We start from the raw sequence: 23,960 nt of genomic DNA on the forward strand, positions 1-23,960 counted from the left end.
GCAAGGTAAATTAAAAAGGTAAATTAAATTTGATAAAATATGGTTTCCATTTATTTAATGATGGAAACCATAGATTTAATGCATTACGTTTTATGCGATTGTCAAGAGAATTGTGGTTCTTCCGCACTTTTGATGCTAATTAGCAATGCTTGTAATACAAGTTATTTTCAGGTTTATAGAGTTAGAAGAACCCGTTTGCGAAGTAAATCAAACCTTGCCCTGCCAAACATTAAACGTTTTATTAGTTTCAAACGGTTATTGATTCCTTCTACAGGCCCCTGGCTCCATGACTCAGTCAAGCCAGCATAAACAGCATCATAATCCTTATTTAGCGAAACGGCAAATTTCTTGAGTTCAGGAATTCCACTTTTATGTACGGCATTTAACCATGCCGGGAGAGCATGTCCAGCTCGATAACGCACCATAGTATGAAATTGGTGGACAAGAGCATACCCCCGTTTCAACTCAGGAATATCCGTAAGGAGTTTAGTTAATGTTCTTGTTGCTTTTCGAGGCAATTTATGTAATCGTGTCAAAAACCAGCATTGAAGCTTTCGTGGTGCAATTGATTTGACCTGTGTTTTAGGCTGCTCCTCATCTTTGTGATCAATGCTCTTTTGTTCTCTTATCCAGCGGGCTACAGTAGGTCGAGATCCCTGGTAGCCCATAGTTAGAATCTCTTCAAACAATATACGACCATTGTGACAGCCATCAGCTAATCGTTTTTGGAGGTGGCCTATGTAGTTATCCAACAGTGTTTTGGAAGGTATACGCTGGGCCGCTTGCGGGCATTGTTCTACAGAAGCATATTTGCGAACAGTATTACGGCTTAGTTTTAAGATTCTTGCAATTTTTCGAAGGGATAGGCCTTGCTTTTTTAGGTTTTGAATCTCATCAAAACGCACCTGCCGGTTATGCTGACCCAGTGTTGATTCGGTTGAGGAATTATCTATGACCTGATTACGTGGTTCCACTTCTGAAACGGTTTGTGACAATTTGGGCCGAAGCCGGTGAAACCAACGTTCCAAAGCCTCACCAAGATTTTTTAGCAAATGCCAGCGATCAGCAATTTGCTGTGCATTTGGTGCTCCCATTTGAGCTGCTTTAGCATAGGACTGGGAACGGTCACGGCTAATTATTTCCACGCCCGGGTGGACCTGCAACCATTGTTGTAACGTGGATACTTGCCGGTCAGGTAACAGGTCAACTACCTTATGTGTCTCCAAGTCAACAAGAATAGTACCGTAGGAATGCCCTTTTCGCCAAGCCCAATCGTCTACACCTAACACGCGCGGGGTAGGCATCTTAGGTTCCGGGGTTGCACGGATAGCACGCAAAACAGTATCAGCACTGGTAGATAGTCCTATTTTGCGGGCAAGGCGGGTGGCGGCCTCAGCGCTGCTAGCCCTGCCTAAAGCGGATAACGTTTCGGTAAAACGTGCGGTACGCCGTCCATGGGCCGGGACTAGTTCAGGTATTCGCTCACAAAAGATCCGTTGTTGACAGTCCCTATCAATACAGGCGAATCGGCGAGCCGTAAGACGGATTATCACCGGAGTGCCACACCAGGCCAAATCGCGCAAAGTTCGTTTATAAAAGCTTCTGATTTTATTTGAAGCTTTGCCACAAACAGGGCATGTTGCAAAAGGACTAGTCGTCTCCATTACCAAGTGGATAGTCCCGGCTTCCTGCTTCATTACAACTAATTTAAGACCATCGGCCAAAGGCATAATCGGCAGGGGATTACTCATTTTTCATGAGCACCTCTCGGAAATTTCCGGCCAATGGATAGAGATAGATGTCCTTTATAGGCACCCGGGAAGAATTATGGTGACGGTCGTTACGACCTCGTCCCTGCGTTTTACCTACATAAACCCAGTTGCTAGCCTGATAGCTGATACCCTGAAAGCGGCGTGCCTCAACAAATGTTTCCAGTAAATAGACAGGATGACCGTATTTGTCGTACCAATCTTTACTAATACGGCGGATAATTTGACTCAGAATATGGCTAGCCAGGTAACGTACTTTCACCCAGGGTAGGATTAGAAAACGTGTATTATTAGTAATTAGGTGAATATTTGTTTTTCGAGTTCGGGCATCCCAGCCAATAAATTGATCTCTGCTAGAACATGCCCAGGCGGCTGCACCAAATAATAGGCAGGCTAAGGGATTTTGTTTGTAATCCCAAACCATGTATTTCATGTTTTCACCGACTGTACCGCTCCACCCCAGGTAATGATATTGATCAAAAAAACACTTTAAAAGGCTAAGCTCGTCTTTACCTTCAACTGGCTTTATCTGCAAAGGGAGGACGTTATCAAGTGCGCCGGTAATACTGGATTTTAAATGGGGTATGTAATTAATAACCTTTTTTTCATTACCCTTTCGGCCCCATTGTTGGGAAGGGGGTAAAGTTAGGAAGCCGTGCTTTTCCAGTTTCTTAAGAAGTGCAAGACAGGCCATATCCTTCAACTGGCCTTTTGCGTTTCGCCAGTCCCAAAGGGCACAAAGCTCTCTGGATAACCGTGTACGCAGCCAGGTAGGATTAGAGTCCATAAGTCCCTTAATGAACTTAATGTCTTCAGTAGTTATTTTCCGTTCTTGGATAATCAATATTTCGCTCATGGAAGGATTTTAGCATAATAACAATAAGAAGACCAGCATTGTTTTATGAAGTATACATGAGCTATTTAGGTATGATTGTCGTTTTTAGAATATAACGAACTATAAAGATGATTATGGGCCTTGTATCAAAAGTGCGGAAGAACCAGAATTGTGAGCCACTCGCTGGAAAAATGTTGAGCCACTAACGCTGGAAAAAAAGTGAGCCACTTTGGGAAAACTGCTGTGAAAATATTGATCCACTTATCAACGAGTATGCTTTAGTTTTCCTGGTGGTATGTTGTCAAACTCAATATACCACCAGGGTAATGAAAACGTCTTACGTTGATTTTTAACATGGGTCTTCCTATTTAGTTTTAGTGATTATGGTGGTTATTTTTTTAAGTAGCTATGGCTGTGGGCAGTGTGGTTAACGCGAAGCGTTATCCAAGCCCTGTGTGTCAACCCGTAGGGTTGTCCACAGGGCGGCACTGTCCATAACCTAATATAGGGGGAGCATGAGTAAGCTAAAGAATCAACCAAGCAGCGAGCAGGGGTAGGGCCGCTTTCGATTAATCGTTAACGCATAAGTTGTCATATGCATTTGCAATACATCCCTGACCAGGCTGGTTTACAGGGCCGGTACGGGTAGGCAATGTCCGCATAGCACCGGCACCTAAAAAAATGGTGCACGGTTCCTGTATAGCCCCCCGGTCCTTCGCCAATTGCCAGGTTTCGTGACCTGTTACAATATGACGGGAGCCGGTTAGGCTGTTTTTATACATATCTACCGATAAATCACTCTCCTTTAAGACACCCGGGATTATGGGCGTCTGGCCCACCGACCGGAAAGCATGTAGTTGCCGGCGTATTGCCCGTCATCGACAAGACGTCAGTTTCTGCACTGCTTTTTTACCCGTTCAAATGGGGTATTAAACTAATAGCCGCAGTGTATTAATTACCTGTCATTCTCACCCCTTTGTTTTTGGCCCGAAATAAACCGAGCCGGCCAGGAAGGTATTGCAACTGCATATAGCTCCTACCACGCCGGTCCCTATTTTTTACCCTGCCCGTTAGACGTGGTATAATTAACTAATCTTCTATATGTTCTTCATTAACCTCGTTTCCTTTTGATAAGGTCTGTTCTAAGCGGTAGGACTCTTTGACATTCATGTTCAGTACATGTGAGCGGAATGTCACCCTATCAATTAAAGCTGCAACCATGATTTCGTTTTCAAACAGCTCTGTCCACCTGGAGAACTCAAGATTGGTAGTCACAATGATACTCGCCCTTTCAGAACGCTCTGATATTACCTGAAAAAGCATCTCAGATTGGTAACGGTTAAAGGTCAGGTAACTGAGCTCATCTATTATCAATAAGTTAATTTTGGCCAGGCTTTTTTCCAGTTTGGACAGCCGGTGGAACTGTACTGCCTCTGCAAGTTCGTTTGCAAGGTTTGTAGCTGTATAAAATTTAACGTTAAATCCAGCGTAACAGGCTTTGATGCCTAGCCCTACGGACAAATGCGACTTTCCAGCACCTGGGTTACCTATCATTACTATGTTTTGCCGGTTTTTAATGAAGTCACAAGAGGCAAGTTCCCATATGAAAGATTCCGATACATGTTCGAGCCTGGTGTAATCAAATTCGTCAAGGGTTTTCATAATAGGAAACCCAGCTTTTTTAATCCGCCGTCTTTGCCCTGCTTCCTGTTGCTGTAAAACTTCCAACTGCATAAGCTGGCACAGAAATTTATCGTATCCGTCACCGGGCTGTAACTGTCTAACAACATTTTCATAATCTACAAACGTTGGAGTTTTGAGTTGTTTTGCATAAAGTTTTATGGTTTCCTTAGTGGGGTTTATCTGGACAGAATTTACTCCGGTCATACTGCAGCACCCCCGCTCATTAGATTGTCATACTTATTAAGCTGGGGTTTTGTGACCTTTATATCTATCCGTGAGTGTATTTTAGCTGGCGTATTTACAGGTATCAGGTAGGCCCGTATTTGCTCTACAGATATTTCAGGGTTTTGTATGCTATCTATAGCGGACATTAGCTTGTCCTCTCCATAGTCAACAAGTAGCCGTAAAAGCTTTACCATTTCCCGCGGCCCAGATAGCCGTTTGCCTATCTCAAGCAATTCAGCTGATATATTGCTCTTTACGGGTTTTGCGTTAAATACGCTGCGGGGCCTTTTTTCTATAAGATCTATGTAATGCTCAAGCCTGTATTTAGTTTGTCTTCTTTGGTAACAGCGCTGGTACCTGGCTATCTCAGTATTCCGGTGGAACATCACAACCTCATTGCCATAACCCTTAACGCTAACTTCTTTTCCGGCATATTTTACCGGTACAGAGTAGTGGTTGTAGTCAAATCTTACCGTGGAAAAATCGTCAACTCTTGCGGTTATACTCTTACTGGGGTCAAATCTGTATCGGGGCAGTTGGGTCATCCTTACTCTTGCAGTCAGTGCCATTTTACCTACGGTTTGTTCTCTGCCCTTTATTTGGTGCTCACGGTATTTGAGGCATCTGCGTAATATTTCGGCGTTTAGCTCGTCCATAGTAGCTACTCTTGGTATGGGCACTAATATATTACGCCTTACCCAGCCTACAAGCCCCTCTACCAGCCCTTTTTCGTGTCCTGCTGCAATATTAGTAAATTCACATTTGAATGCGTAATGGGCTGATAATGCTTTGTATCTATCTTGGGCTTTTGCATGTACACCAAAGCCTTCTTTTACTGCAACCTTTGCATTATCAAATATCATTCGCTTAGGTGCTCCATCAAAATACTCAAATCCAGTAATTTGGCCCTCAAGGAAGCTTTCTTCGTTCTGGCGGTAAAAGGCCCGACAATATATATCTGCACTGTAACACTCACGCATACAAAATAGGTTTACCTTGATCTTTTTGCCAGCCAGATAGATTGTTGCCTCACCCCAGTCTATTTGTATTGCTTCCCCGGGTTCATATGATAACGGTATAAATACCTTTTTCTGCTTTTCTTTAAGCTTGGCTACTATCTCGCGTATCGTTGATTCGCCGCCTTTAAAGGCTTTTTCGTCCACTAGTCGATCGTATATCCGCTTGGCAGTGTGCTTCTGTTTCTTTATATTCTCTGCTTCATCAGAGGCAAGGCAGCTTTTGATAAATTCCATAATTTCATCGGTTATCACGTACTGCCGGCGTCCGCTTTTCCCTTGGCGTTCCCACGGCACGTGTGAACCGTCGCAATATTTCTTGACGGTATTGCGTGACACCCCAAGAATTTTGGAAATCGCTCTTTGTGATTTGCCTTCATGTTCATATAAATGCCGGATCTTTTCATAAATATCCACTTCAATTGACACCCTTTCACCCCCGCATAACAGCATCAGATCCTTCTAAATTATACGGGGTTTTTTTATTTAAAGTGGATCACTTTTTTCCTGGCGTTTCCCTTATTTATGGCTCACTATTATTTTAGCGTTTATAGTTTTATGTAGACTTCTTTTTCATATACCTTTTCTTACAGGAAAAACGCCTCCGTGAATGCGTTTGGCATCTGATATATTAAAAAAGATTTCCGGGTCAGTTTTATTAATAATTTGCATAGCTTTATTGAGATCTTTACGTTTAATTAAGATAAACAATATTATTCTCTCACCGTCTCTACCATAACCAGAAACACTGGTTATACCAAAACCGGCATTGCGCATCTGCTCAACAAGAGCATTTACGCAATCCATTGGTGGAAATACTTGAATAGATAAATAGCCCATTGCCAGCCGTTCTTCTATTAAACTGCCAATATAGTTTCCGGTTGCGAAACCACCGGCATAAGCAATTACTTTGCCCGGATCATTTAAACCGCCCTTGAGTACTTCGTTTAAGGCCAGCACAAATACAGTAACTTCAAAAAAACCTATTACTGCAGCTAAAACACGCCGGTCCCGCATCAACATTAAAATGCGTATCACGTCCAGGGACATATCGATAACCCTGGCACCGAAAATGAATAAGTAACCAAATATTAGCGGCAGCCATTGTTCCATTACAATCCCCCGAAATCTAGATTTACTTTAACTCTTTGCCAATTAAAATAGGAACACCCAAGTGTTCCCATGAAAGCTATTTATGGTGAAATTCTTAGCTCAAATTAGGCAGTCTTAAGTCTTTTTTATTATATCTTTTGATCACTTCAAAATAATGCTGGATAAGTTTTTGCGTTAAGTTTTTAGCTGATATTTCTTCTGAATTTTGCAAAGCATTTTGGCTCATAGCAAACCGTAAATTGTTGTCATTGAGCAACAAATTTACTTTGTCTGTAAATTCATCATTATCTAAATTTGTTAAAAAGCCATCAACACCATCTTGGATCATTTCAGAAATACCATAAGCCTTTACTGCAACTGTTGGCAGCCCGGCTGCTTTAGCTTCTCCAACAACCAGGCCCTGGGTCTCGGTAATAGAGGCAAAGATAAAGATATGAGCGCTGTTATAAGCTTTGATTACATCCTCCTTTGGTAACTTGCCAGTAAAGACTACTTTTTCTGAAACCCCAAGTTGCTCAGCTAATTTAACCAGTGCATCTTTCTCAGGACCATCCCCAACCAGTATCAGTTTGGTGTTCGGGAAAGCTTCATTAATTTTTTTAAAACTTTTTAGAACGAAGGGAAAATTCTTTTCTTTGCCCAGCCGGCTTACAGATATGATTAGTCTCACAGAAGGATCAATATTATATTTTTGGTATAACCAATTTTTTTCCTCGATCCTAAAGCTGTCTATATCAATACCGGTGGGTAAAGCTTTTATTTCAGTAGTAACCCCCCATTCTCGCAATTGTTCACCTATTATACCGGTGGGTACGATCACTGAGTCACAATGGTTACAGAAATCAGTACAATATTTCTTAGTGATTTTTTGTGCGAAATTATTCCCTAGTGGTAAGTAAAAAGCATATTTATCGTAAAGGGTGTGAAATGTAAAAACTAGCGGTATATTTAGTTTTTTAGCGCTGTACGAACCCAAACTACCTAATAAAAAAGGTGAATGTACATGAATAAGATCCAAGCCAATTTTTTTCAGGGTAGGCCATAGCCGGATAGAAAATGGTACGGCCAGGGCAAAATCATGGTATGTTGGTGCCGGTATAGAAGGAAAACGGAAAACTCTGTTTTCATCTAACCGCCCTTGATTATTTGGATAGTCTGGTGCAAAAATAAAAATCTCATGTCCCTGAGCCTGTAGTTCCGAAGAAAATGTTTCTATTGACCTTACCACACCACTGGTATATGGCAGGTAGCTGTCTGTAAAGAATCCGATTTTCAGGCTCAAAGAGCAGTCACCTCCTGTAATAGATGGTTATGATGGGTGTACCAGTCATAATGCATTTCTCTTATACGCCAACCTTCACTGGTTTTATGTAAAGTAAACACTCCCTTGCCTGTTTGTGTCTCCTTTGTCACATCGGTTTCTATTACAGATGCTTCAACAATGGCTATATTTCCATTATTATAAACAATATGACAGTTTTTTATAAATGTCAAGCTGTACCAGTCTGTATCGGTTTCCCGGTATTGTTTTATTGCATCAGTGACAATCTCAAGAGCTGGGCTTTCATAAAACTTCCCTAAATCTACTTGATAGTCTTTTTCTTCCGACCACCATTCATAAGTTAGTGCTTGCTCGATTAACTGAACAATACTTGCTTGCTCAACACTCATAGATATTGTATGCTGATTAATCGCACCGTGAACGTTGGAACAGTATAAAATTAGAAAAATGCTCAGAATGAGTGAAATTATAGTTTTGATAAACAAAGCAATTGCCTCCTTAATATGGTAATTCAAGTATATAATACCATATAATGTAAGCAATTGCCCGATAATTTTTTTATTCCGTTAATCCTTTTTACATGCCTCTTGCACTTTCAGGCCTTAGGGGTATCGTTCCCGGCTGGTTAATAGCCCGGTCTAGAATATTGATCAGATCTTTTCTATCCTTATTTAATACACCACGCAAAGGCAGGTAATTTGTGGCATGGTTGCATCTAAAGATACAGTTGTTTAAATCCAAGCTTTCCAATAATAACTTCATCTCTTTAAACATATGCATGGTGTTGGGTACGGTAAATTTGCCCTGCTGTATTTGGCCGTATAAGACTGTATTTGGCAACGGCATTAGGGTAAGCGCACTTAGATAGGTCGGATCGATGGCGCTGATAATTTTACCGGTTTCCCTTGCGTGTTCCTCCCATAATTCAGTACCGCCAAGACCGTTTATGATGGTCACCGACAGTTCAAAGCCAGCTTCTAAAGCCTTTCTGCCTGCCTCGACCATTTGTTCGGCGGTTACTCCTTTATACACAGCTTTCAGTATTCTATCACTTCCGCTTTCTACGCCCATGTACAGCATCTTGATATTACTAGCCCGAATTTCTTTAAGTTCGTCCATTGACTTTTTTAGAATATCCTTGGGACCGGCATACATGGAGATGCGTTCCAATCCCGGGAATTTTTTATCCAGGTAAAAAGCGGTTTTTAAGATCAGAGATGTTTCTGCAGCCAGGGCGTCGCCGTCAGCTAAAAATACTCTTTGTACACCTCTTAAATTGGCACAGGAATCAATATCTTTTTTTATTTGCTCCCAGGTTTTACTGCGGTAAGGTTTGCCCTTATACAACCCGCAAAAAGTACAGGCATTATGTCTACAGCCGATGGTAAGCTGAAATATGAGACTGTATGCTTCACTGGGTGGTCTGTAGACCGGCGCTTCTAGATGCATAAAAAACTCCCCTCTAATTTGTATTAATCACCAAGGCAAATGCCGAGGTGTCTGGCTACCCGGACCAGTTCTCCATCTACAGGTACTTTATGCAGTTCGCCGACGGCCTGGTCCAACGGGACATGCTTAATATGTTGTCCCTTGAGACAAACCATATTGCCAAATAGTCCCTTGGCAACTAAATTGACGGCTTCTGTGCCGTAGCGAGTAGATAAGATACGGTCGTAAGCTGTGGGTGACCCGCCCCTTTGCAAGTGACCCAGCACAGTTACTCTTGATTCTTTGCCGGTGGCGGCTTCTACAGCTTGAGCTACTACATTGCCAATACCGCCTAAGCGAATGGGATCAAAGCTGTCTTCCACATGTTTGTTAACTACCATTTCACCGCCCTGGGGTTTCGCTCCTTCGGCTACTACGATGATACTGAATTTTTTCTTTTCTCGGGTGCGCTCATTAATCTTTTGTACCACGACATCCATATTGTAAGGTATTTCAGGGATTAATATCACGTCAGCCCCGCCCGCTAAACCTGATTCCAATGCTATCCAGCCTGCGTAACGCCCCATTACCTCCAATACCATTACCCGGTGATGGGATTCAGCGGTGGTATGTAGCTTGTCAATTGCTTCGGTGGCTGTGGTGAGAGCCGTATCAAAACCAAAAGTCTGGTCAGTGGCTGAAAGATCATTGTCAATGGTTTTCGGCACACCTACAACGTTTAAACCCAAGTCATACAATTCTTTACCTATAGCCAGACTACCGTCACCGCCAATGACAATGAGTGCTTCAATGCCATGGATGCTGATGTTTTCAAAAACCCGGTCTGATACATCAGCAAAGGTTTTTTCATTGCCCTTAACGACGGGATAATGAAATGGATTGTCACGGTTGGTGGTGCCGAGAATAGTACCCCCCCTGGGCAGAATACCCGCAACGTCCTGCTCGGTCAACTCTCTGGCCTGGTTCTTGATTACTCCGCCAAAGCCGTTTTCGAAACCGGTGACAGTTATTTGATATTCTCTGATGGCGGTTTTAACAATAGACCGGATTACAGCATTTAAACCTGGCGCATCGCCTCCTCCGGTCAAAACGCCAATGTGCTTAACCACTGATTTAGCCATGTTCAGACACCCCTTTACACACCATACCGGTGATAAATTCTTCAATACAGTGGTTTACTTCTTGAGGTTTCTCTAACATCATTAAGTGACCGGCTTGCTCAATTATTCGTAACTGGGAGTTAGGTATGTTATCTGCCATATACTGACTACACTTGAGCGGCTTGATCGGGTCTTCCGTGGCTCCAATAATAAGCGTGGGCGTGGCTATGTCTTTAATCCTGTCTTTATAATTAAACCCGTCACAGAATAAAAAATCATGATAATATATTTCATCAATACCAGCTTGTTTGAATAACTCAGGGTTAGCCGCGTCACTATTTCTAAAATTTACAAAGTCGGGAAAAGACTTGCCGGGTGCAAAAAGGTTTAAAATGTAGGGCGACACCCGCATACGAGCCCCGGTGCCCACTAAAATTAACCCGCTAAGTTGCTCGGGAAAGCGAAGAGCAAAGTCCATGGCAATAGCGCCACCCATTGAATGACTGGCTAAAACAAACCTAGTACCCAATACACGCTCTGCGAAATCGTATAAAAAATTGCTGTAGCCCTCAAGATAGTCAAATGGTTCACCTTCCGACTCACCATGTCCCGGCAGGTCAACTGCTATAGTTAAGAATTTTTTACCTAACCCCGTAGTTTGATTGGTCCAGTGTTTATGACTGCCTCCAGCGCCGTGGATAAAAATAATGGCGCATTTAGTGTTTTGTTGAGGGATCCCGGCGTCATAATTATACATTTTACCATCGATAACTACTTTAGGCACTTATATTCCTCCGTTATAAAAAGCCACCGGCTACCCTATAACCGGTGGCTTAGCAGATGAATTTGATTTTAATGATGAGCATCGTGTGATGGACTAGGTTTTTTAAGTTCACCGGTAAACTTACTCCATTTTAGTGCGAAGGCATAACAAAGGGATGCCATAGCGATAGATGTTACTATGCCGAATACTATACCCTGCCACCAACTGCCAAAAAACATATTACTCACTTCCTTCCCATAAAATTTTATAAGGCTATTCCGCTTTCGCGGACAAATCATTCAATGTTTCTTTTAATTTATTAATTGCCTCACCGTAACCCGCCCAGTCGCCATTTTGTAGTTTACTTTGGGCTTTATTATATAAGTTGTTTGCAGTTTTAATTAAGTCATTAATTGTCATCATTGGCGGTTCGTTTGTGTCCGGTTGCTGCTGATTATCCGGTGTAGTATCGTTTATTGCTGTGCCGAATATTTTGTTTAAAGCAATGTCCAGCGTAGGCTCCATGACGATCCTGTCATTATGGGCTACGATTACCCGGCGCAGCTCCGGCATTCTGCTCTGTTCGGATTGCAAATATAGCGGCTCAACATATAGTAGGGCGTCCATGACCGGAATAACTAGCAGATTGCCCCTGATGACCGATGAACCTCGCTGGTTCCACAGGGTCAGTTGCTGAGAAATTACAGTATCCTGGTCAATACGAGCTTCTATCTGCATTGGACCGTAGACTAATTCCTGCTTAGGGAATTCGTACACGATTAGCTCGCCGTAATTAGGTTCATCACACCTGGCTGCCATCCAGCCAATCATATTTGTTTTGTTGTTAGGCGTGAAAGGCAAAATTAAAACATATTCAGCTTTTTCACTTTCCGGCAACCTGATTATATTGTAATAAGATTCCATCACTACTTCTTCATCATAATGTTTCTCAGTTGGTATATTCCATTTATCCTCTTGGTTATATAATACTTCGGTATTGGTCATGTGGTAAACAGCATATTTTTCCGCTTGAATATTAAAAATATCTTCGGGATAACGGATATGTCTTTTTAAATCCTCAGGCATATCACTTAGCGGCTTAAAAACACTGGGAAATATCTTAATATAAGCTTGGATAATTGGGTCCTTGGCATCGGCTATATAGAAATCCACCTGTCCGGTATAAGCGTTGACGACCACCTTTACTGAGTTGCGGATGTAGTTGTACCCTCCTTTGAAGGGCTCGGAGTAGGGATACATATTCGTGGTGGTATAAGCATCCCACATCCAGTGCAGTACACCGGCATCATCCAGTACAATATACGGGTCACCGTCGTAATTTAGAAAAGGCGCTAGTTTGGGTACCCTTTCCTGTATATTGCGGTAATACAGTATTTGACTGTCGTTCTTCAAGTCACTGGCCAGTAGCATTTTATAATCGTTAAAAGCCAGGGCAAAAATAGCTTTGCGCAGTAATCCATTGATCGGCACACCGCTTTTACCTTCGTAGGTAGTGTACGCATTTTCAGTGCCTACAGGGTAATCAAATTCCTCGGCTTTGGTGTTGACCAGCACATAGTTATTAGTTAGTTCGCCAAAGTATATTTCAGGTCGTGTTACATTTAAGTTCACTGTGCTACTGGGAGGGATGTTTTTGATAAATAACTCCGGCAATCCTTCCGAAGTCATTTTATTGACCGGGTTCATGGTTATGCCATGACCATGGGTGTACTTAAGGCGCTGGTTAATCCAAGTTTTGGCTGTATCCGGTAATTGCGCCTGATCAAGCTCTCTGGCTGCCAACATGACCTGACGATATTCTCCGTTAATTGAATAACGGTCGATATCTATATTTTTCAGTTCGTAATAAGGTCTGATCTCTTGCAATTGTTGATAGGTCTCCTGCAATGGCCGCCAGTCCCAAAGTCTAATGTTGTTAACGGTATCCCGGTTGTTTTCAATATCAGCGTTGCTCAGCACCTGCCCTGCAGGAAATCTTTTAGTTTCCATCTGATTAAGATTATAAGCCATTCGGGTGTATTTGATAGAATTAGCAATATATGGCGATTCTTTGTTCAGTTCATTTGGTTTGACGATTAGATTTTGAATTAACGTTGGATATAAGCTGCCTAAAACAATTGATGCTAAAAACAATGCACCAATGCTGTAGAGGATCAGTTTAAACCGGCGCATAAATAAATTAATGATGATGATCAGGGCTATGAACAGCGCAATAAAGAAGAGCGCTTTATAGGCCAGCAACCGCGCATGAACATCTGTATAGCCAGGCCCGAAGGTAACACCGTTGCCGGAATATAGAAGCATGTACTGTTCCAATCTGTAACCCCAGGCACGCACTATAAAAAAGAGCGCAGCTAAAAAGGACAGATGCAGCCGGGCCGCAGTAGAGTTAAATAGCCTGCTGAATCCTTCATTACTGGCTTCAGCCAAAAAATATACTATGGTGATGGTGAAAGCGGCGAGAAAAATAAACCAGGTTAATAGACGGTACAGGAATTGGTAAAAGGGCAAATTGAAAACATACGTACCGATATCTTTATTAAAGATAGGATCGGTGATGCCAAAGACCGTACTATTTAGATACTTTTGTAGAATAACCCAGTCACCAGTTACAGCTGTGCTAACAAATATGCCAAGGGCGATGCTAATGGCTAGGTAAAGCATGGTGAGCAGGCGTGGAGTTACATACTTGTTCAAAGGTGATTCATAAATGGTAATGACATCATCATCCGTTTTATTTACCTGCCGATTGCTGATGCTCTGGAGAACAGGTCTTCTGGTTAACATTAAATTTATAAAAATGAATACAAATGTGGTTAAGCCAACCAGTGTCCGCAGGCCTATTTCGGAGACTATTATGGTGATAAACGTACTACCATAGCCCAGGGACTTGAACCACAGCCAGTCAACATAAATGTTGGCACCCCACTTGGCCACGAGCAAAAAAAGAACTAAAATGGTGATGACTGTAGTGGATAGCCATTTAATACCTTTTTCCAATAAATCTCCTCCTTTATTACTGCGAGGACGTGAGATAGTTATTTAATTAGCCAATAGAGTTACATTGGTTTTGTGCCTTTTCTAGTATCATCTGCCTCATGGCGTATTTTTGCTTCACACATCTGGCAAAAAGAAGGTGTTTTTTTAGGCATGTCTTCGTCATCGTCATCAAGGAAAGGGTTCTTACTTTCTACTACTATCTGGTCTGGATCAAACATTTTTCCGCACATGATACATTTCTTCATAGCCATTTTATCACCTCCGGTCCAGTTATGTTTTAATAGCTTAATATTCTCCGCCGAAAGTATGATTCCTGCCTAGTCTGTCTTTGGGTAGGTGAAAACTTCTCTCCAAGCGTATTAAATAAAGAATAGTTTTTGATAACCTGCCGGATGATAAATAAACACGCTCGATATCTAAGGAACGAGTGTTTTTTATATTATGTAAACTAACGACTTCTCCCTCTGAACTTGTCTATATTTGCTTAGAGAGATTAGTAGTTAGGTGTAGTAAACATGGTAACCTGTTACTCCACCAATTTGCGAAGCTAAGAGTTTATTTTTCCATCGCCAATTCAACTACTTTAGCCACCAGTGTTTCAAAGTCTATGCCTGCTGCTCTGGCGGCATCGGGGAAAAGGCTGGTTTCGGTCATGCCTGGTATGGTGTTAACCTCTAAAATGTATGGCTGGCCATTCTGGTCAACCATGAAATCAACCCGTGACAGTCCCCGACAGCCAATAGCCAGATAAGTTTTATAGGCTAGGTCTTTGATTGTTTGCTGCACACTGTCCGGTAGACGGGGAGGAATAATATGGTTACTTAATCCCACGGTATATTTGGCTGTATAATCGTAAACCCCCGTAGTTGAAAAAATTTCAATCAGGGGCAGCACTTCCGGTGTTTCATTGCCCAGCACGGAAGCAGTTATCTCGATACCATCTATCATCTTTTCCACCATTATAGTGGGATCATATTGAAAAGCATGTTCGATGGCGCCTCTAATTTCGTCCTGGAGATGCACAAATGAAGTGCCGATGGTAGAACCCTGGGTGGGTGCTTTGATCACCACCGGCAAGCCCATAGACATTATTTTAGCGCTGATATTGTCGGCTGTATTAATGTATTCACTACGTGTTATTGTGAAAAATTCCGGGGTGGGTAAGCCCTCATATAGTAATATTTTTTTTGTGGTAATCTTGTTTATAGCAATGGCACTTGCTAAGACCTTTGAACCGGTGTAAGGTATATCCAGCATTTCCAGAAGACCTTGAATAGTGCCATCCTCACCATATTTGCCATGCAAGGCGATAAAAGCCAGGTCAATGTTTTGGCGTTTTAAATTCTCCGTAATTCTTTTATCTACATCGATTTTTACTGCATCATAACCAATAGCTTGTAATGCTTGATAAACTGCTTCCCCAGTACGCAGGGAAACCTCTCTTTCCGCTGAACGCCCGCCCAGTAAAACACCAATTTTGGGGCTCATTAAGCCACCTCCGAGATTGTAATTGTTTATATATATTCGATCGCGTTCTTAAAAATCCTTTATGTGTCACAAATTTCCCTTGACTGAACGGAAATATTAATTTATAATAATTTTTGTTACGGTTGTTAAGCAGTTTTAGGGGAGTAGCTCAAGTGGTAGAGCAACGGTCTCCAAAACCGTGGGCTGCGGGTTCAAGTCCTGTCTCCCCTGCCAGTAATCCCAAGGGTTCCGGCCTTTGGGATTTTTTTATTTTTACGATGTGTAACAAATTATGAAAGTGGCCAGATTTAACCAGCAAGATAAAGCCGGCCATTGCCCGGGTTTATTATGACTTTATTCTTGTATTGACATGCTTGTCCTCAAATTGTATCACAGCAGTATACTAAAGGTGCATAAACATGAGTAGGTATTTCCTGCCCCAGAGGGAGACAAAAAATACCTACTTGGTTTGTTGTCTATTTCAGTATATGCTGGGACCCGTGTCCCCTAACTTATTGTGTTACAGCTAAATTTAACCAAGCCTACCGGAAACCTAGGCCTGTGTTATTTGCCTAATTATAATATACCATCTTTGCGCAATTCTTCTGCAAGTTGTTCCGCTAACTCCTTGGACATGCTGAAGGAATGCTCCTCATCCGGGAATACACCATCGCGCACTTCACGGCAGTAGGTATTGATTGCTTTCTGCATATCTTCGCCTAAGTTAGCATAGCGTTTAACGAACTTGGGGGTATATCTGTCAAACAGTCCCAATAGATCGTGAATCACCAGTATTTGTCCGTCGCAATCATTTCCGGCACCAATACCGATAGTGGGCACTTTGACTGTATCGGTGATGATTTTAGCCACCGGGCTGGGTATGGCTTCCAGGGTAATGGCAAAGACACCTGCTCTTTCAAGGGCCAGTGCATCTTTAACTATTTGTCTGGCGCTTTCTAAGCTTTTGCCCTGAACTTTAAATCCACCCAGCTGGGCAGCGCTCTGGGGGGTTAAACCGATATGGCCCATCACCGGTATACCGGCCTTTACTAAGGCGGTCACTATATGCTCAATGCGCTCCCCGCCTTCCAGTTTAAGTGCATCGGCGTGCCCTTCCCTAATCATCCGGCCAGCGTTGAGCATTGCCTGCTCCGGTCCGATTTCGTAAGTCATAAAGGGCATGTCCGCCACCATGAAAGTATGTTTGGCGGCATTAGCAACTGCCTTGCAAAAAACTAGCATGGTATCCAGGTCAATATGCACGGTTCCTTCATAGCCCATCATGGTATTAGCCGCTGAATCGCCTACTAAGATCATATCAACGTCGGTCTTATCTACCTGGGACATCATGCCGAAATCATAGGTCGTGACCATAGTGATCTTTTTACCCTGCTGCTTCATCTCTTTGAATTTTAAGATATTGCCTTTTTGTTTTTCCACTACATTCACTCCTTTAATTGCCTTTGCGTTATTGTTCCTGCTAAGCCATATAACTATTAATAAAAACCAAACCAAAGCTAAGGAAAAAGTAATTTTTTGTCTAGGGAAATGACGCCGGGATAATAAAAAAAAACCTCCGGACAAGTCCGAAGGGTATAAATATCCCTTGTGTAAACCCGTCTCGGTCCCACAGGCTCCAAGCGGAGGAATATTAGTTTAAACTAACATGATCAATCACCTACCCAATCAATCCGAACCAGTGGTGCAGTTCAATTATGATACCGCCCAATACCTGTTTAATTTTAACATACTAACAATGTTGTGGCAATAATACTGATTACATTAATTTTAGTTAAAAGAATACCCATTCATTGCACAAATAATTTATTAATTAAGCAGCATGTGGGATAAGCAGATCTTATTTGTTCCCAGGTAGCTTTTTTGTTGTACCGGCAGCTAGAGCGTAGAAAAAGGCCGGTTTATTACTAATCGGCCTTTTTTCAATGCAATGTATTTATTTTTCAGCTTCAGCTTCGGCTTTGGCCTTTTGGATTATATCCTCAGCAAGTTTAACCGGCACTTCTTCATAGCTGTTAAATTCCATTTTAAATTGCCCGCGTCCCTGGGTCATGGATTTCAAGTCATTGGCATACTTAAACATTTCTGACAACGGCACTTGAGCTTTTACAACAGTGCCTTCTTCAACCTGATCGGTACCCAACACCCGGCCGCGCTTTGTATTAAAGTCGCCGATAATGTCTCCCATAAACTCGTCCGGTACGGTTACTTCAACCAGCATAATCGGTTCCAGTAAAGCCGGTTTGGCCAACGGGACCGCCTTTTTGAAAGCCAGAGAAGCCGCAATCTTAAAGGCCATTTCAGAGGAGTCCACACTGTGATAAGAGCCATCATATAAGGTGGCCTTTATACCCACCGTTTGGTAACCGGCCAGAGCACCTTCCGTCATGGCCTCCCTTAAGCCTTTTTCCACGGCTGGGAAGTAGTTGCGCGGCACTGCCCCGCCAAAGACTTCTTCATTAAATTCAAAGTCGCCCTCGGGCAGGGGCTCAAATCTAATCCACACGTGCCCATATTGTCCACGACCACCGGACTGTTTCTTGTGTTTACCTTCCACTTCTATTTTAGCGCGGATAGTTTCCCGGTAAGGCACCTTGGGTTCCTCGGTAACCACGTCAACACCGTAACGGCGCTTCAAATTGCTGATCATAATATTTACATGGGCTTCACCCATACCGGTGAGCAGGGTTTGCTTAGTCTCTTTATTCTTTTCTACGCGGAGAGAAGGATCTTCTTCCAGCAGCTTGTGTACTGCATCACCCATTTTATCCTCGTCGTTTTTACTCTTGGGAGCAATGGCCAGGATGTAGTTGGGTACCGGGAAGTCAATTCCTTCCAGAACCTCTTTATGATCCTTGTCACACAGTGTATCGCCGGAGCTAGTGTCGTTTAGCTTGACCACCACAGCCAGATCGCCGCATGTTACCTGGGGAGTTTGCTCTGAATGTTTACCCCGCACGAACAACACCTGGCCAATTTTTTCGTTGCTTTCCTTCGTGGCGTTATACACCTGAGAGTCTGCCTTTAGCTCGCCGCGGAATACCCGGATAAAGTTCATACGCCCCACATAAGGGTCGGCCAGTGTTTTAAAGACCAGTGCAGCCATCGGCCCGTCCTCGCGTTTGGGCGACGGCATATACCGGGCCAAAAAGTCGCATAAATTGGGAATGGCCATGTTCTTAGTGGCTGACCCGCATAGCACCGGCACTGCTTTACCCTCAGCAATAACACTATGTAGCCCGGCTTTAATCTCTTCTGTAGTTAACTCTTCACCTTCCAAGTATTTCATGGTTAGGTCATCGTCACCCTCGGCTGCGGCTTCGACCAATTTATCGCGGTACTCCTGCAGTTGATCCTGCAGTTCAACGGGGATGGCAATTTCTTTGGGTTTGCCGTCGTTGCCGAATTCGTAGGCCTTTTGCTCGAGCACGTCTACAATGCCTTTGTAGTCCAAACCTTCACCAATGGGAAAGTTCACCGGTACAAAATTGGCTTTAAATTTGGCGTTTAAGTCGTCCATTAACTTGGTAAAGCTGGCGTTTTCCCTGTCCATTTTGTTGATGAAGGCTACCCGGGGCAACTCTGCCTTTTGTACAGATTTCCAGATGATTTCATGTAGTACCTGTACACCGTCCACGGCTGAAAAAACAAACAAAGTAGCATCAGCTACCCTTAAGGCACCTTTGACTTCACCAATAAAATCGGAAAAACCAGGGGTGTCAAGAAAGTTTAATTTAGTGTTGTTTACTTCTACGGGCACCAGACTGGTATGCACAGTAGATTGTCGCTGTGCCTCTTCGGGATGGTAGTCGGATACGGTAGTGCCATCTTCCACCCGGCCTAAACGATTTATTACTCCGGTGTTAAAAAGCATTGCTTCCACCAGAGATGTTTTCCCCGCCCCACCATGTCCTACTATAGCGATGTTGCGGATTTGTTCGGTAGTAAAATTCTTCAAAACTCCTGCCTCCTTTTGTAAATAATGGTTTCCCTCAAACCCTTTTTCTATACTTATTGGCATCCAAAACTGGCCAAAATTGGCTATAAACATAAAAATAGCCCGATAGGGCTCTATTGGCCGCCAAGAAACGGGTTTACTCACTAGTTTTCATTACTTCTACAAGCTAAGCTTGAATTCCTTGTTTTCAATACTGTCCAGATAAAAATTTTTGTTTCCTCCACCTATTTTTCATAGTCTTAGGCTTGTAGACATAAATATAAACAAGCTCTGGAAAGGACGGTAAGATATGGCTGGGTATGCATTCTTGCAGGGAGCCTTTATTTTACTAATCGCCGGCCTGGTTAACCGCATTTTAGGCTTTGGTTATCAAATCACCATGATACGCTTAATCGGTCCTGAAGGTGTAGGGCTATTTAATATGGTTTTACCTGTTTATATTATGATGCTGGTGCTGGCTAGTGCAGGTATACCACTGGCGATAGCTAAACTGGTCGCCGAGGAAGTAGCTAGTAATAATATGCCCGGCGCTTATCGAATTTTTAAGCTCTCTTTATTTATCTTGCAGTTTACCAGTGTGTTTTTTACGGTGGTTTTGGTAATTAGTGCGCCCATTCTGACAGAATCATTTTTCCCCAATCCAAGGGTATATTATTGCCTCATTAGTCTGGTGCCAGGCATTATCATAGTTACCCTGTGCTCGGCTTTTCGTGGTTTTTTTCAAGGTTTACAGCAAATGTCTCCCACAGCAATTACTCAGGTAGTTGAACAAATAGTACGGGTGGTGTCCGGGTTGGTGATTGCTTATTTTATGCTTCCCCTGGGCATAGAATACGCTGCCGTAGGCTTATCGGTGGGTGTAATCTTAGGTGAATTAACCGGCTTTATTTATATGTTGCGTATTTATGCAAGAAATAGACCTCAGGCTTTGCATTATGTAGCTGGGTTGTGGCGTAAAATCAGCTTGGGCAATGATGTAAAACAAATTTTTACACTAGCCGTACCGGTAACACTGACCAGGATTGTGGCTACGGCTTTAATGTCCGTGCAGGCTGTTTTAATACCACTGCGGTTAAATGCAGCCGGGCTTTCTGTATCAGATGCAACTAATGCTTACGGCCAATTTATCGGCATTGCCGATGCGTTGCTTTTTGTGCCTGGCGTACTTACCATGGCACTGGCTACTTCCTTAGTACCAGCTATGTCAGATGCCATGGCTAGCCATAACTTGACTTTGGCCAGAGCACGCATTGCAGACGCAGTTAGGTTAACATTACAGGTGGGGGTGCCCGCCGCATTTATTTTTCTTTTGCTGGCGGACGAGCTTTGTGGTGTGCTGTTTGGCTATCCCCAGGCAGGCGATATATTAAAGGTTTTAGCGTTTTCCGGGCCATTTTTGTATTTACAGCAAACTACCACCGGCGTTTTGCAAGGTGTAGGCAAGGCTGACGTGCCCTTTAAAAACCTAGTGGTTGCTTCACTGGTGACTATTGTTTTAATTTATTATTTTACGGTTATGCCGCAGTTCGGCATAGCAGGGGCCGCGGCGGCGGTGGCCATTGGTTACATCATTATGTCTATTTTAAATATGCTGTATCTTAACAGTATGGAATTGCTTTACCTTTCCGGTGTGGAAAATGTAGTAAAACCTTTGTTAGCGTCTCTTGGTATGTCTTTAGTGATTATTTATTTAAAAAATATGTTGTACTGGTATGGTTTAAACATCGCTTTAGTACTGGTTATTGCGTTGGCAGCCGGCGGGGTCATTTATCTAACGCTGATGCTGTTGATGGGAGGTATAAACGACCAGGATAAAGAAAAGTTCCGTGTCCTGTTTAAATTTAATCAGCGTTAATGCCTTGAGGCTGGAATTTATGCTGGATCATTTTGTTGATTTGTTCGATGGCGTAAAAATCAGTTAAGTCAAAATGCAGCGGGGTGATAGAAATATAATCATTTTTTACCGCTTCTACATCAATATCAACGTCCAGATGAGGGTTATTATCTACAACGGACTGGATGGTTTTTAGCTCGTGTGATGTATCCAGTGGTTTACCGGCCATCCAGTAGTAGACATTACCCCGGGGGTCGGTCCTTTTATCAAAAACATTTATATAACGCCGCATACCCAGCCGGGTTAGTCTTATTCCCCGGGGTTTGCCCGGCGGTACGTTGATATTAACTAAAATATGTTTGATGTCCTTACTGAGCTCGATTAAGTTGGGTACAATATACGAGGCAAAGCTTGCTGCCTCGCTAAAGTTAGTACTGTCGAAACTAGCCAGTGATATAGCTACAGATGGTAGATCATTAATTAACCCTTCAATTGCTGCTGAGACAGTGCCGGAATAAAGCACATCGGTGCCCAAATTAGCTCCCAGATTGATGCCGGAAACGACAATATCGGGTTTTTCGGGCATTAAGGCCTCAACAGCCAGTTTAACACAATCAGCCGGGGTACCGTTTACTGCCCAGCCAAAAGTGCCGTCGGAAAAAGTAACTTTTTTAGTTCGAAGCGGCTTGTAGGTAGTTATACCATGTCCCGCTCCGCTTCTTTCCCGGTCCGGCGCTACAACTAGCACTTCACCCAGACTCGCAAGTGACTCCCTAAGCGTTTTCAAGCCGGGAGCGTTAATACCGTCGTCGTTACTAATCAATATGCGCATCGTCATCCTCCATAAGGTTCAAAACTCATAAATAGTTATAGTCAAGTTATTTTCCTCATTATTTTTGCTCAGTCCGAACATAATTCTTTTATCCTTCAGGTTTTTATTTAAGAAGTCCACTACTTTGTACATATCTTCATACATAGAAAATGATTTAAAAGCAATTAATTCCAGTTTGCCTGCTTCATCGGCATGCTCCATAACGCTCCCCCTATTCTTTCCGGATTAATGAAAAAGCTTCTGCCCGGGTGGCTTCGCTGCGCTGGAATATCCCCCGCACCGCCGAGGTAAGAGTTTTGGAACCGGGTTTGTGTACACCGCGCAAGGTCATGCACATGTGTTCCGCTTCAATGACTACTAATACCCCGTGGGGATTTAATCTTCTCATAATGGTATTAGCTATTTGGGAGGTTAATCTTTCCTGCAGCTGCGGGCGTTTAGCATAACCCTCGACCACTCTAACTAATTTGGAAAGCCCTGTAATATTACCCTTGCGGGGAATATAGGCTACATGTACTTTACCATAAAACGGCAATAAATGATGTTCACACATGGAATAAATGGGTATATCTTTGACCAACACCATTTCTTCATGCTCTTCGGAAAACACTTTATCCAGGTGCATTTCCGGATTTTCACGGAGTCCCGAAAAAATTTCATTATACATACGGGCTACCCTGCTTGGTGTTCCTTTTAAACCTTCCCTATCCGGATCCTCGCCGATGGCTTCTAGGATCATTTGTACAGCTAATTCTATTTTTTCCATATCTGCCATAATAATTTCCCCTTTCTTTCCCGAATATCAAGCGTGTTTATAAAACCTTGTTGGGAATAACAGAGGTTTTCGGTAGGGTAGGACGTTTTCTTTTATTGAATTGACGAGGTGGTTTCAAACATGTTCAATGATATGGTGCCTTTAGGGGCGTATTATTACTCATCTAGAAACATCTTAAATTATTCGCCATTTTTCGATTTCGTCCTTCAACCTGATCTAAAAAAGACTCGGTAATAAGCCGAGTCTTCATATATGAGTATTTTAACCATAGTTGCCGGCAATTTAAGTGGTTAAACCATAAGACTCGAGTTTGACAGTTTTCCATCATTTTTCGAATCTAACCCCCAACAAACCCAGTAAAATCAAGGGTCAATATTAGAGAGATTCAAAAAGTGTAGTGCCACGTTTTCCATATAATAACTTTTAGCATATGGATTGCCATGCTATAATTAAGGTGCCATGTATGCTAGAACAAAAACATTTAAAAATAAAGACGGTTCAACAAGAACATATTTGCAAATTTGCGAAACTAAACGTGAAGATGGTAAAGTTCGCCAAATAGTTGTAGCCAACCTGGGCCGCTTAGAAGAACTACAGGAAGGAGCCCTGGATAAACTGGTTGCCAGCCTGGGTAAATATTGCAAAATGGCTAAAGTGATACGGAGCATGGATGAACTAAACACCCAGTGGTCTAAAGAACTGGGACCAGTCGTTATCTTTCGCCGTCTCTGGGAACAGCTTGAGCTACCGGATCTGCTTAATAAGTATATCGCAGACACCCAAATACAACGCCCCGTGGAAAGTGCCATATTTGCGATGG

The 23,960-nt window shown here is 42.7% G+C and carries 20 protein-coding genes, 1 tRNA gene and 1 pseudogene; 3 read left to right on the plus strand and 19 right to left on the minus strand.

Annotation, left to right across the window (positions count from 1 at the left end; genetic code table 11):
* Nucleotides 1-173: 173 nt before the first annotated feature.
* The 14 genes from SPSYN_RS11950 to SPSYN_RS12015 form a co-directional block, all read right to left on the minus strand.
* The gene (locus SPSYN_RS11950; protein ID WP_161822707.1) at nt 174-1,751 is read right to left on the minus strand and encodes an ISL3 family transposase; all 1,578 of its coding nucleotides are present in this window, start codon (nt 1,749-1,751) and stop codon (nt 174-176) included.
* Nucleotides 1,744-2,613, minus strand: coding sequence for a Druantia anti-phage system protein DruA (locus tag SPSYN_RS11955; RefSeq protein ID WP_202623821.1), 870 nt, complete (start codon nt 2,611-2,613; stop codon nt 1,744-1,746). Before SPSYN_RS11955 ends, SPSYN_RS11950 begins: the two co-directional genes overlap by 8 nt.
* Before the next feature lie 560 nt (nt 2,614-3,173).
* Entirely contained in the window at nt 3,174-3,386 is a 213-nt protein-coding gene (locus tag SPSYN_RS11960) for a hypothetical protein (protein WP_161822709.1), read from the minus strand.
* A 307-nt stretch (nt 3,387-3,693) separates the two neighbouring features.
* A complete protein-coding gene (gene istB, locus SPSYN_RS11965) occupies nt 3,694-4,491 on the minus strand; it encodes an IS21-like element helper ATPase IstB (protein ID WP_161822710.1) in 798 nt (265 codons plus the stop codon).
* On the minus strand, nt 4,488-5,957 hold the full coding sequence (gene istA, locus SPSYN_RS11970) for an IS21 family transposase (RefSeq protein ID WP_161822711.1): 1,470 nt from the start codon (nt 5,955-5,957) through the stop codon (nt 4,488-4,490). Before istA ends, istB begins: the two co-directional genes overlap by 4 nt.
* 144 nt (nt 5,958-6,101) lie before the next feature.
* Complete coding sequence (locus SPSYN_RS11975) at nt 6,102-6,641, minus strand: DUF2179 domain-containing protein (protein ID WP_161822712.1); 540 nt, start codon at nt 6,639-6,641, stop codon at nt 6,102-6,104.
* A 94-nt stretch (nt 6,642-6,735) separates the two neighbouring features.
* A complete protein-coding gene (locus SPSYN_RS11980) occupies nt 6,736-7,923 on the minus strand; it encodes a glycosyltransferase family 4 protein (protein ID WP_161822713.1) in 1,188 nt (395 codons plus the stop codon).
* Entirely contained in the window at nt 7,920-8,408 is a 489-nt protein-coding gene (locus tag SPSYN_RS11985; RefSeq protein ID WP_161822714.1) for a hypothetical protein, read from the minus strand. Before SPSYN_RS11985 ends, SPSYN_RS11980 begins: the two co-directional genes overlap by 4 nt.
* A 91-nt stretch (nt 8,409-8,499) precedes the next feature.
* Nucleotides 8,500-9,372 carry a B12-binding domain-containing radical SAM protein gene (locus SPSYN_RS11990; RefSeq protein WP_161822715.1) on the minus strand — a complete coding sequence of 291 codons (873 nt, stop codon included), beginning with the start codon at nt 9,370-9,372 and terminating at the stop codon, nt 8,500-8,502.
* A 23-nt stretch (nt 9,373-9,395) separates the two neighbouring features.
* Complete coding sequence (locus tag SPSYN_RS11995; RefSeq protein WP_161822716.1) at nt 9,396-10,493, minus strand: 6-phosphofructokinase; 1,098 nt, start codon at nt 10,491-10,493, stop codon at nt 9,396-9,398.
* The gene (locus tag SPSYN_RS12000; protein ID WP_161822717.1) at nt 10,486-11,256 is read right to left on the minus strand and encodes an alpha/beta fold hydrolase; all 771 of its coding nucleotides are present in this window, start codon (nt 11,254-11,256) and stop codon (nt 10,486-10,488) included. Before SPSYN_RS12000 ends, SPSYN_RS11995 begins: the two co-directional genes overlap by 8 nt.
* Nucleotides 11,257-11,508: 252 nt before the next feature.
* Nucleotides 11,509-14,256, minus strand: a complete 2,748-nt coding sequence (locus tag SPSYN_RS12005) for a UPF0182 family membrane protein (protein WP_161822718.1) — start codon at nt 14,254-14,256, stop codon at nt 11,509-11,511.
* Between the two features lie 59 nt (nt 14,257-14,315).
* Nucleotides 14,316-14,507 (minus strand): hypothetical protein, encoded by a 192-nt coding sequence (locus tag SPSYN_RS12010; protein WP_161822719.1) that lies wholly within the window; start codon nt 14,505-14,507, stop codon nt 14,316-14,318.
* Nucleotides 14,508-14,811: 304 nt separating this feature from the next.
* On the minus strand, nt 14,812-15,744 hold the full coding sequence (locus SPSYN_RS12015; RefSeq protein WP_161822720.1) for a D-alanine--D-alanine ligase: 933 nt from the start codon (nt 15,742-15,744) through the stop codon (nt 14,812-14,814).
* A 137-nt stretch (nt 15,745-15,881) separates the two neighbouring features.
* Here SPSYN_RS12015 and SPSYN_RS12020 point away from each other — a divergent pair.
* A tRNA-Trp gene (locus SPSYN_RS12020) sits at nt 15,882-15,957 on the plus strand.
* A 342-nt stretch (nt 15,958-16,299) separates the two neighbouring features.
* On the opposite strand, the gene panB is transcribed toward SPSYN_RS12020, so the two are convergent.
* Complete coding sequence (panB, locus tag SPSYN_RS12025; protein ID WP_161822721.1) at nt 16,300-17,163, minus strand: 3-methyl-2-oxobutanoate hydroxymethyltransferase; 864 nt, start codon at nt 17,161-17,163, stop codon at nt 16,300-16,302.
* 514 nt (nt 17,164-17,677) lie between these two features.
* Nucleotides 17,678-19,699, minus strand: coding sequence for an elongation factor G (gene fusA / locus SPSYN_RS12030; RefSeq protein ID WP_161822722.1), 2,022 nt, complete (start codon nt 19,697-19,699; stop codon nt 17,678-17,680).
* Between the two features lie 289 nt (nt 19,700-19,988).
* On the opposite strand from fusA, the gene spoVB reads away from it, so the two are divergent.
* A complete protein-coding gene (gene spoVB / locus SPSYN_RS12035) occupies nt 19,989-21,554 on the plus strand; it encodes a stage V sporulation protein B (RefSeq protein WP_161822723.1) in 1,566 nt (521 codons plus the stop codon).
* Here spoVB and surE read toward each other — a convergent pair.
* The 3 genes from surE to folE are packed head-to-tail and all read right to left on the minus strand — an operon-like array spanning nt 21,541 to nt 23,140.
* Nucleotides 21,541-22,365: a 5'/3'-nucleotidase SurE gene (gene surE / locus SPSYN_RS12040; protein WP_161822724.1), complete on the minus strand. Its 825-nt coding sequence runs from the start codon at nt 22,363-22,365 to the stop codon at nt 21,541-21,543. The genes spoVB and surE overlap by 14 nt on opposite strands.
* Nucleotides 22,366-22,383: 18 nt before the next feature.
* The gene (locus SPSYN_RS12045; RefSeq protein WP_161822725.1) at nt 22,384-22,566 is read right to left on the minus strand and encodes a YpmA family protein; all 183 of its coding nucleotides are present in this window, start codon (nt 22,564-22,566) and stop codon (nt 22,384-22,386) included.
* Between the two features lie 10 nt (nt 22,567-22,576).
* Complete coding sequence (folE, locus tag SPSYN_RS12050) at nt 22,577-23,140, minus strand: GTP cyclohydrolase I FolE (protein ID WP_161822726.1); 564 nt, start codon at nt 23,138-23,140, stop codon at nt 22,577-22,579.
* Nucleotides 23,141-23,599: 459 nt separating this feature from the next.
* Between folE and SPSYN_RS12055 the strand changes: the two are divergent.
* Nucleotides 23,600-23,960: pseudogene (locus SPSYN_RS12055) on the plus strand (IS1634 family transposase); the annotation flags it as partial.

The organism is Sporotomaculum syntrophicum (genome assembly GCF_009932395.1).
Classification (GTDB): Bacteria; Bacillota; Desulfotomaculia; order Desulfotomaculales; family Desulfallaceae; genus Sporotomaculum; species Sporotomaculum syntrophicum.

Coding starts and splice junctions, on each gene's coding strand:
- SPSYN_RS11995 (WP_161822716.1), bottom strand. CDS start 10,493: ATGGCTAAATCAGTGGTTAAGCACATTGGCGTTTTGACCGGAGGAGGC.
- istB (WP_161822710.1), bottom strand. CDS start 4,491: ATGACCGGAGTAAATTCTGTCCAGATAAACCCCACTAAGGAAACCATA.
- SPSYN_RS12015 (WP_161822720.1), bottom strand. CDS start 15,744: ATGAGCCCCAAAATTGGTGTTTTACTGGGCGGGCGTTCAGCGGAAAGA.
- SPSYN_RS11950 (WP_161822707.1), bottom strand. CDS start 1,751: ATGAGTAATCCCCTGCCGATTATGCCTTTGGCCGATGGTCTTAAATTA.
- SPSYN_RS12010 (WP_161822719.1), bottom strand. CDS start 14,507: ATGGCTATGAAGAAATGTATCATGTGCGGAAAAATGTTTGATCCAGAC.
- spoVB (WP_161822723.1), top strand. CDS start 19,989: ATGGCTGGGTATGCATTCTTGCAGGGAGCCTTTATTTTACTAATCGCC.
- SPSYN_RS12045 (WP_161822725.1), bottom strand. CDS start 22,566: ATGGAGCATGCCGATGAAGCAGGCAAACTGGAATTAATTGCTTTTAAA.
- folE (WP_161822726.1), bottom strand. CDS start 23,140: ATGGCAGATATGGAAAAAATAGAATTAGCTGTACAAATGATCCTAGAA.
- SPSYN_RS11990 (WP_161822715.1), bottom strand. CDS start 9,372: ATGCATCTAGAAGCGCCGGTCTACAGACCACCCAGTGAAGCATACAGT.
- SPSYN_RS11975 (WP_161822712.1), bottom strand. CDS start 6,641: ATGGAACAATGGCTGCCGCTAATATTTGGTTACTTATTCATTTTCGGT.
- SPSYN_RS11960 (WP_161822709.1), bottom strand. CDS start 3,386: ATGTATAAAAACAGCCTAACCGGCTCCCGTCATATTGTAACAGGTCAC.
- surE (WP_161822724.1), bottom strand. CDS start 22,365: ATGCGCATATTGATTAGTAACGACGACGGTATTAACGCTCCCGGCTTG.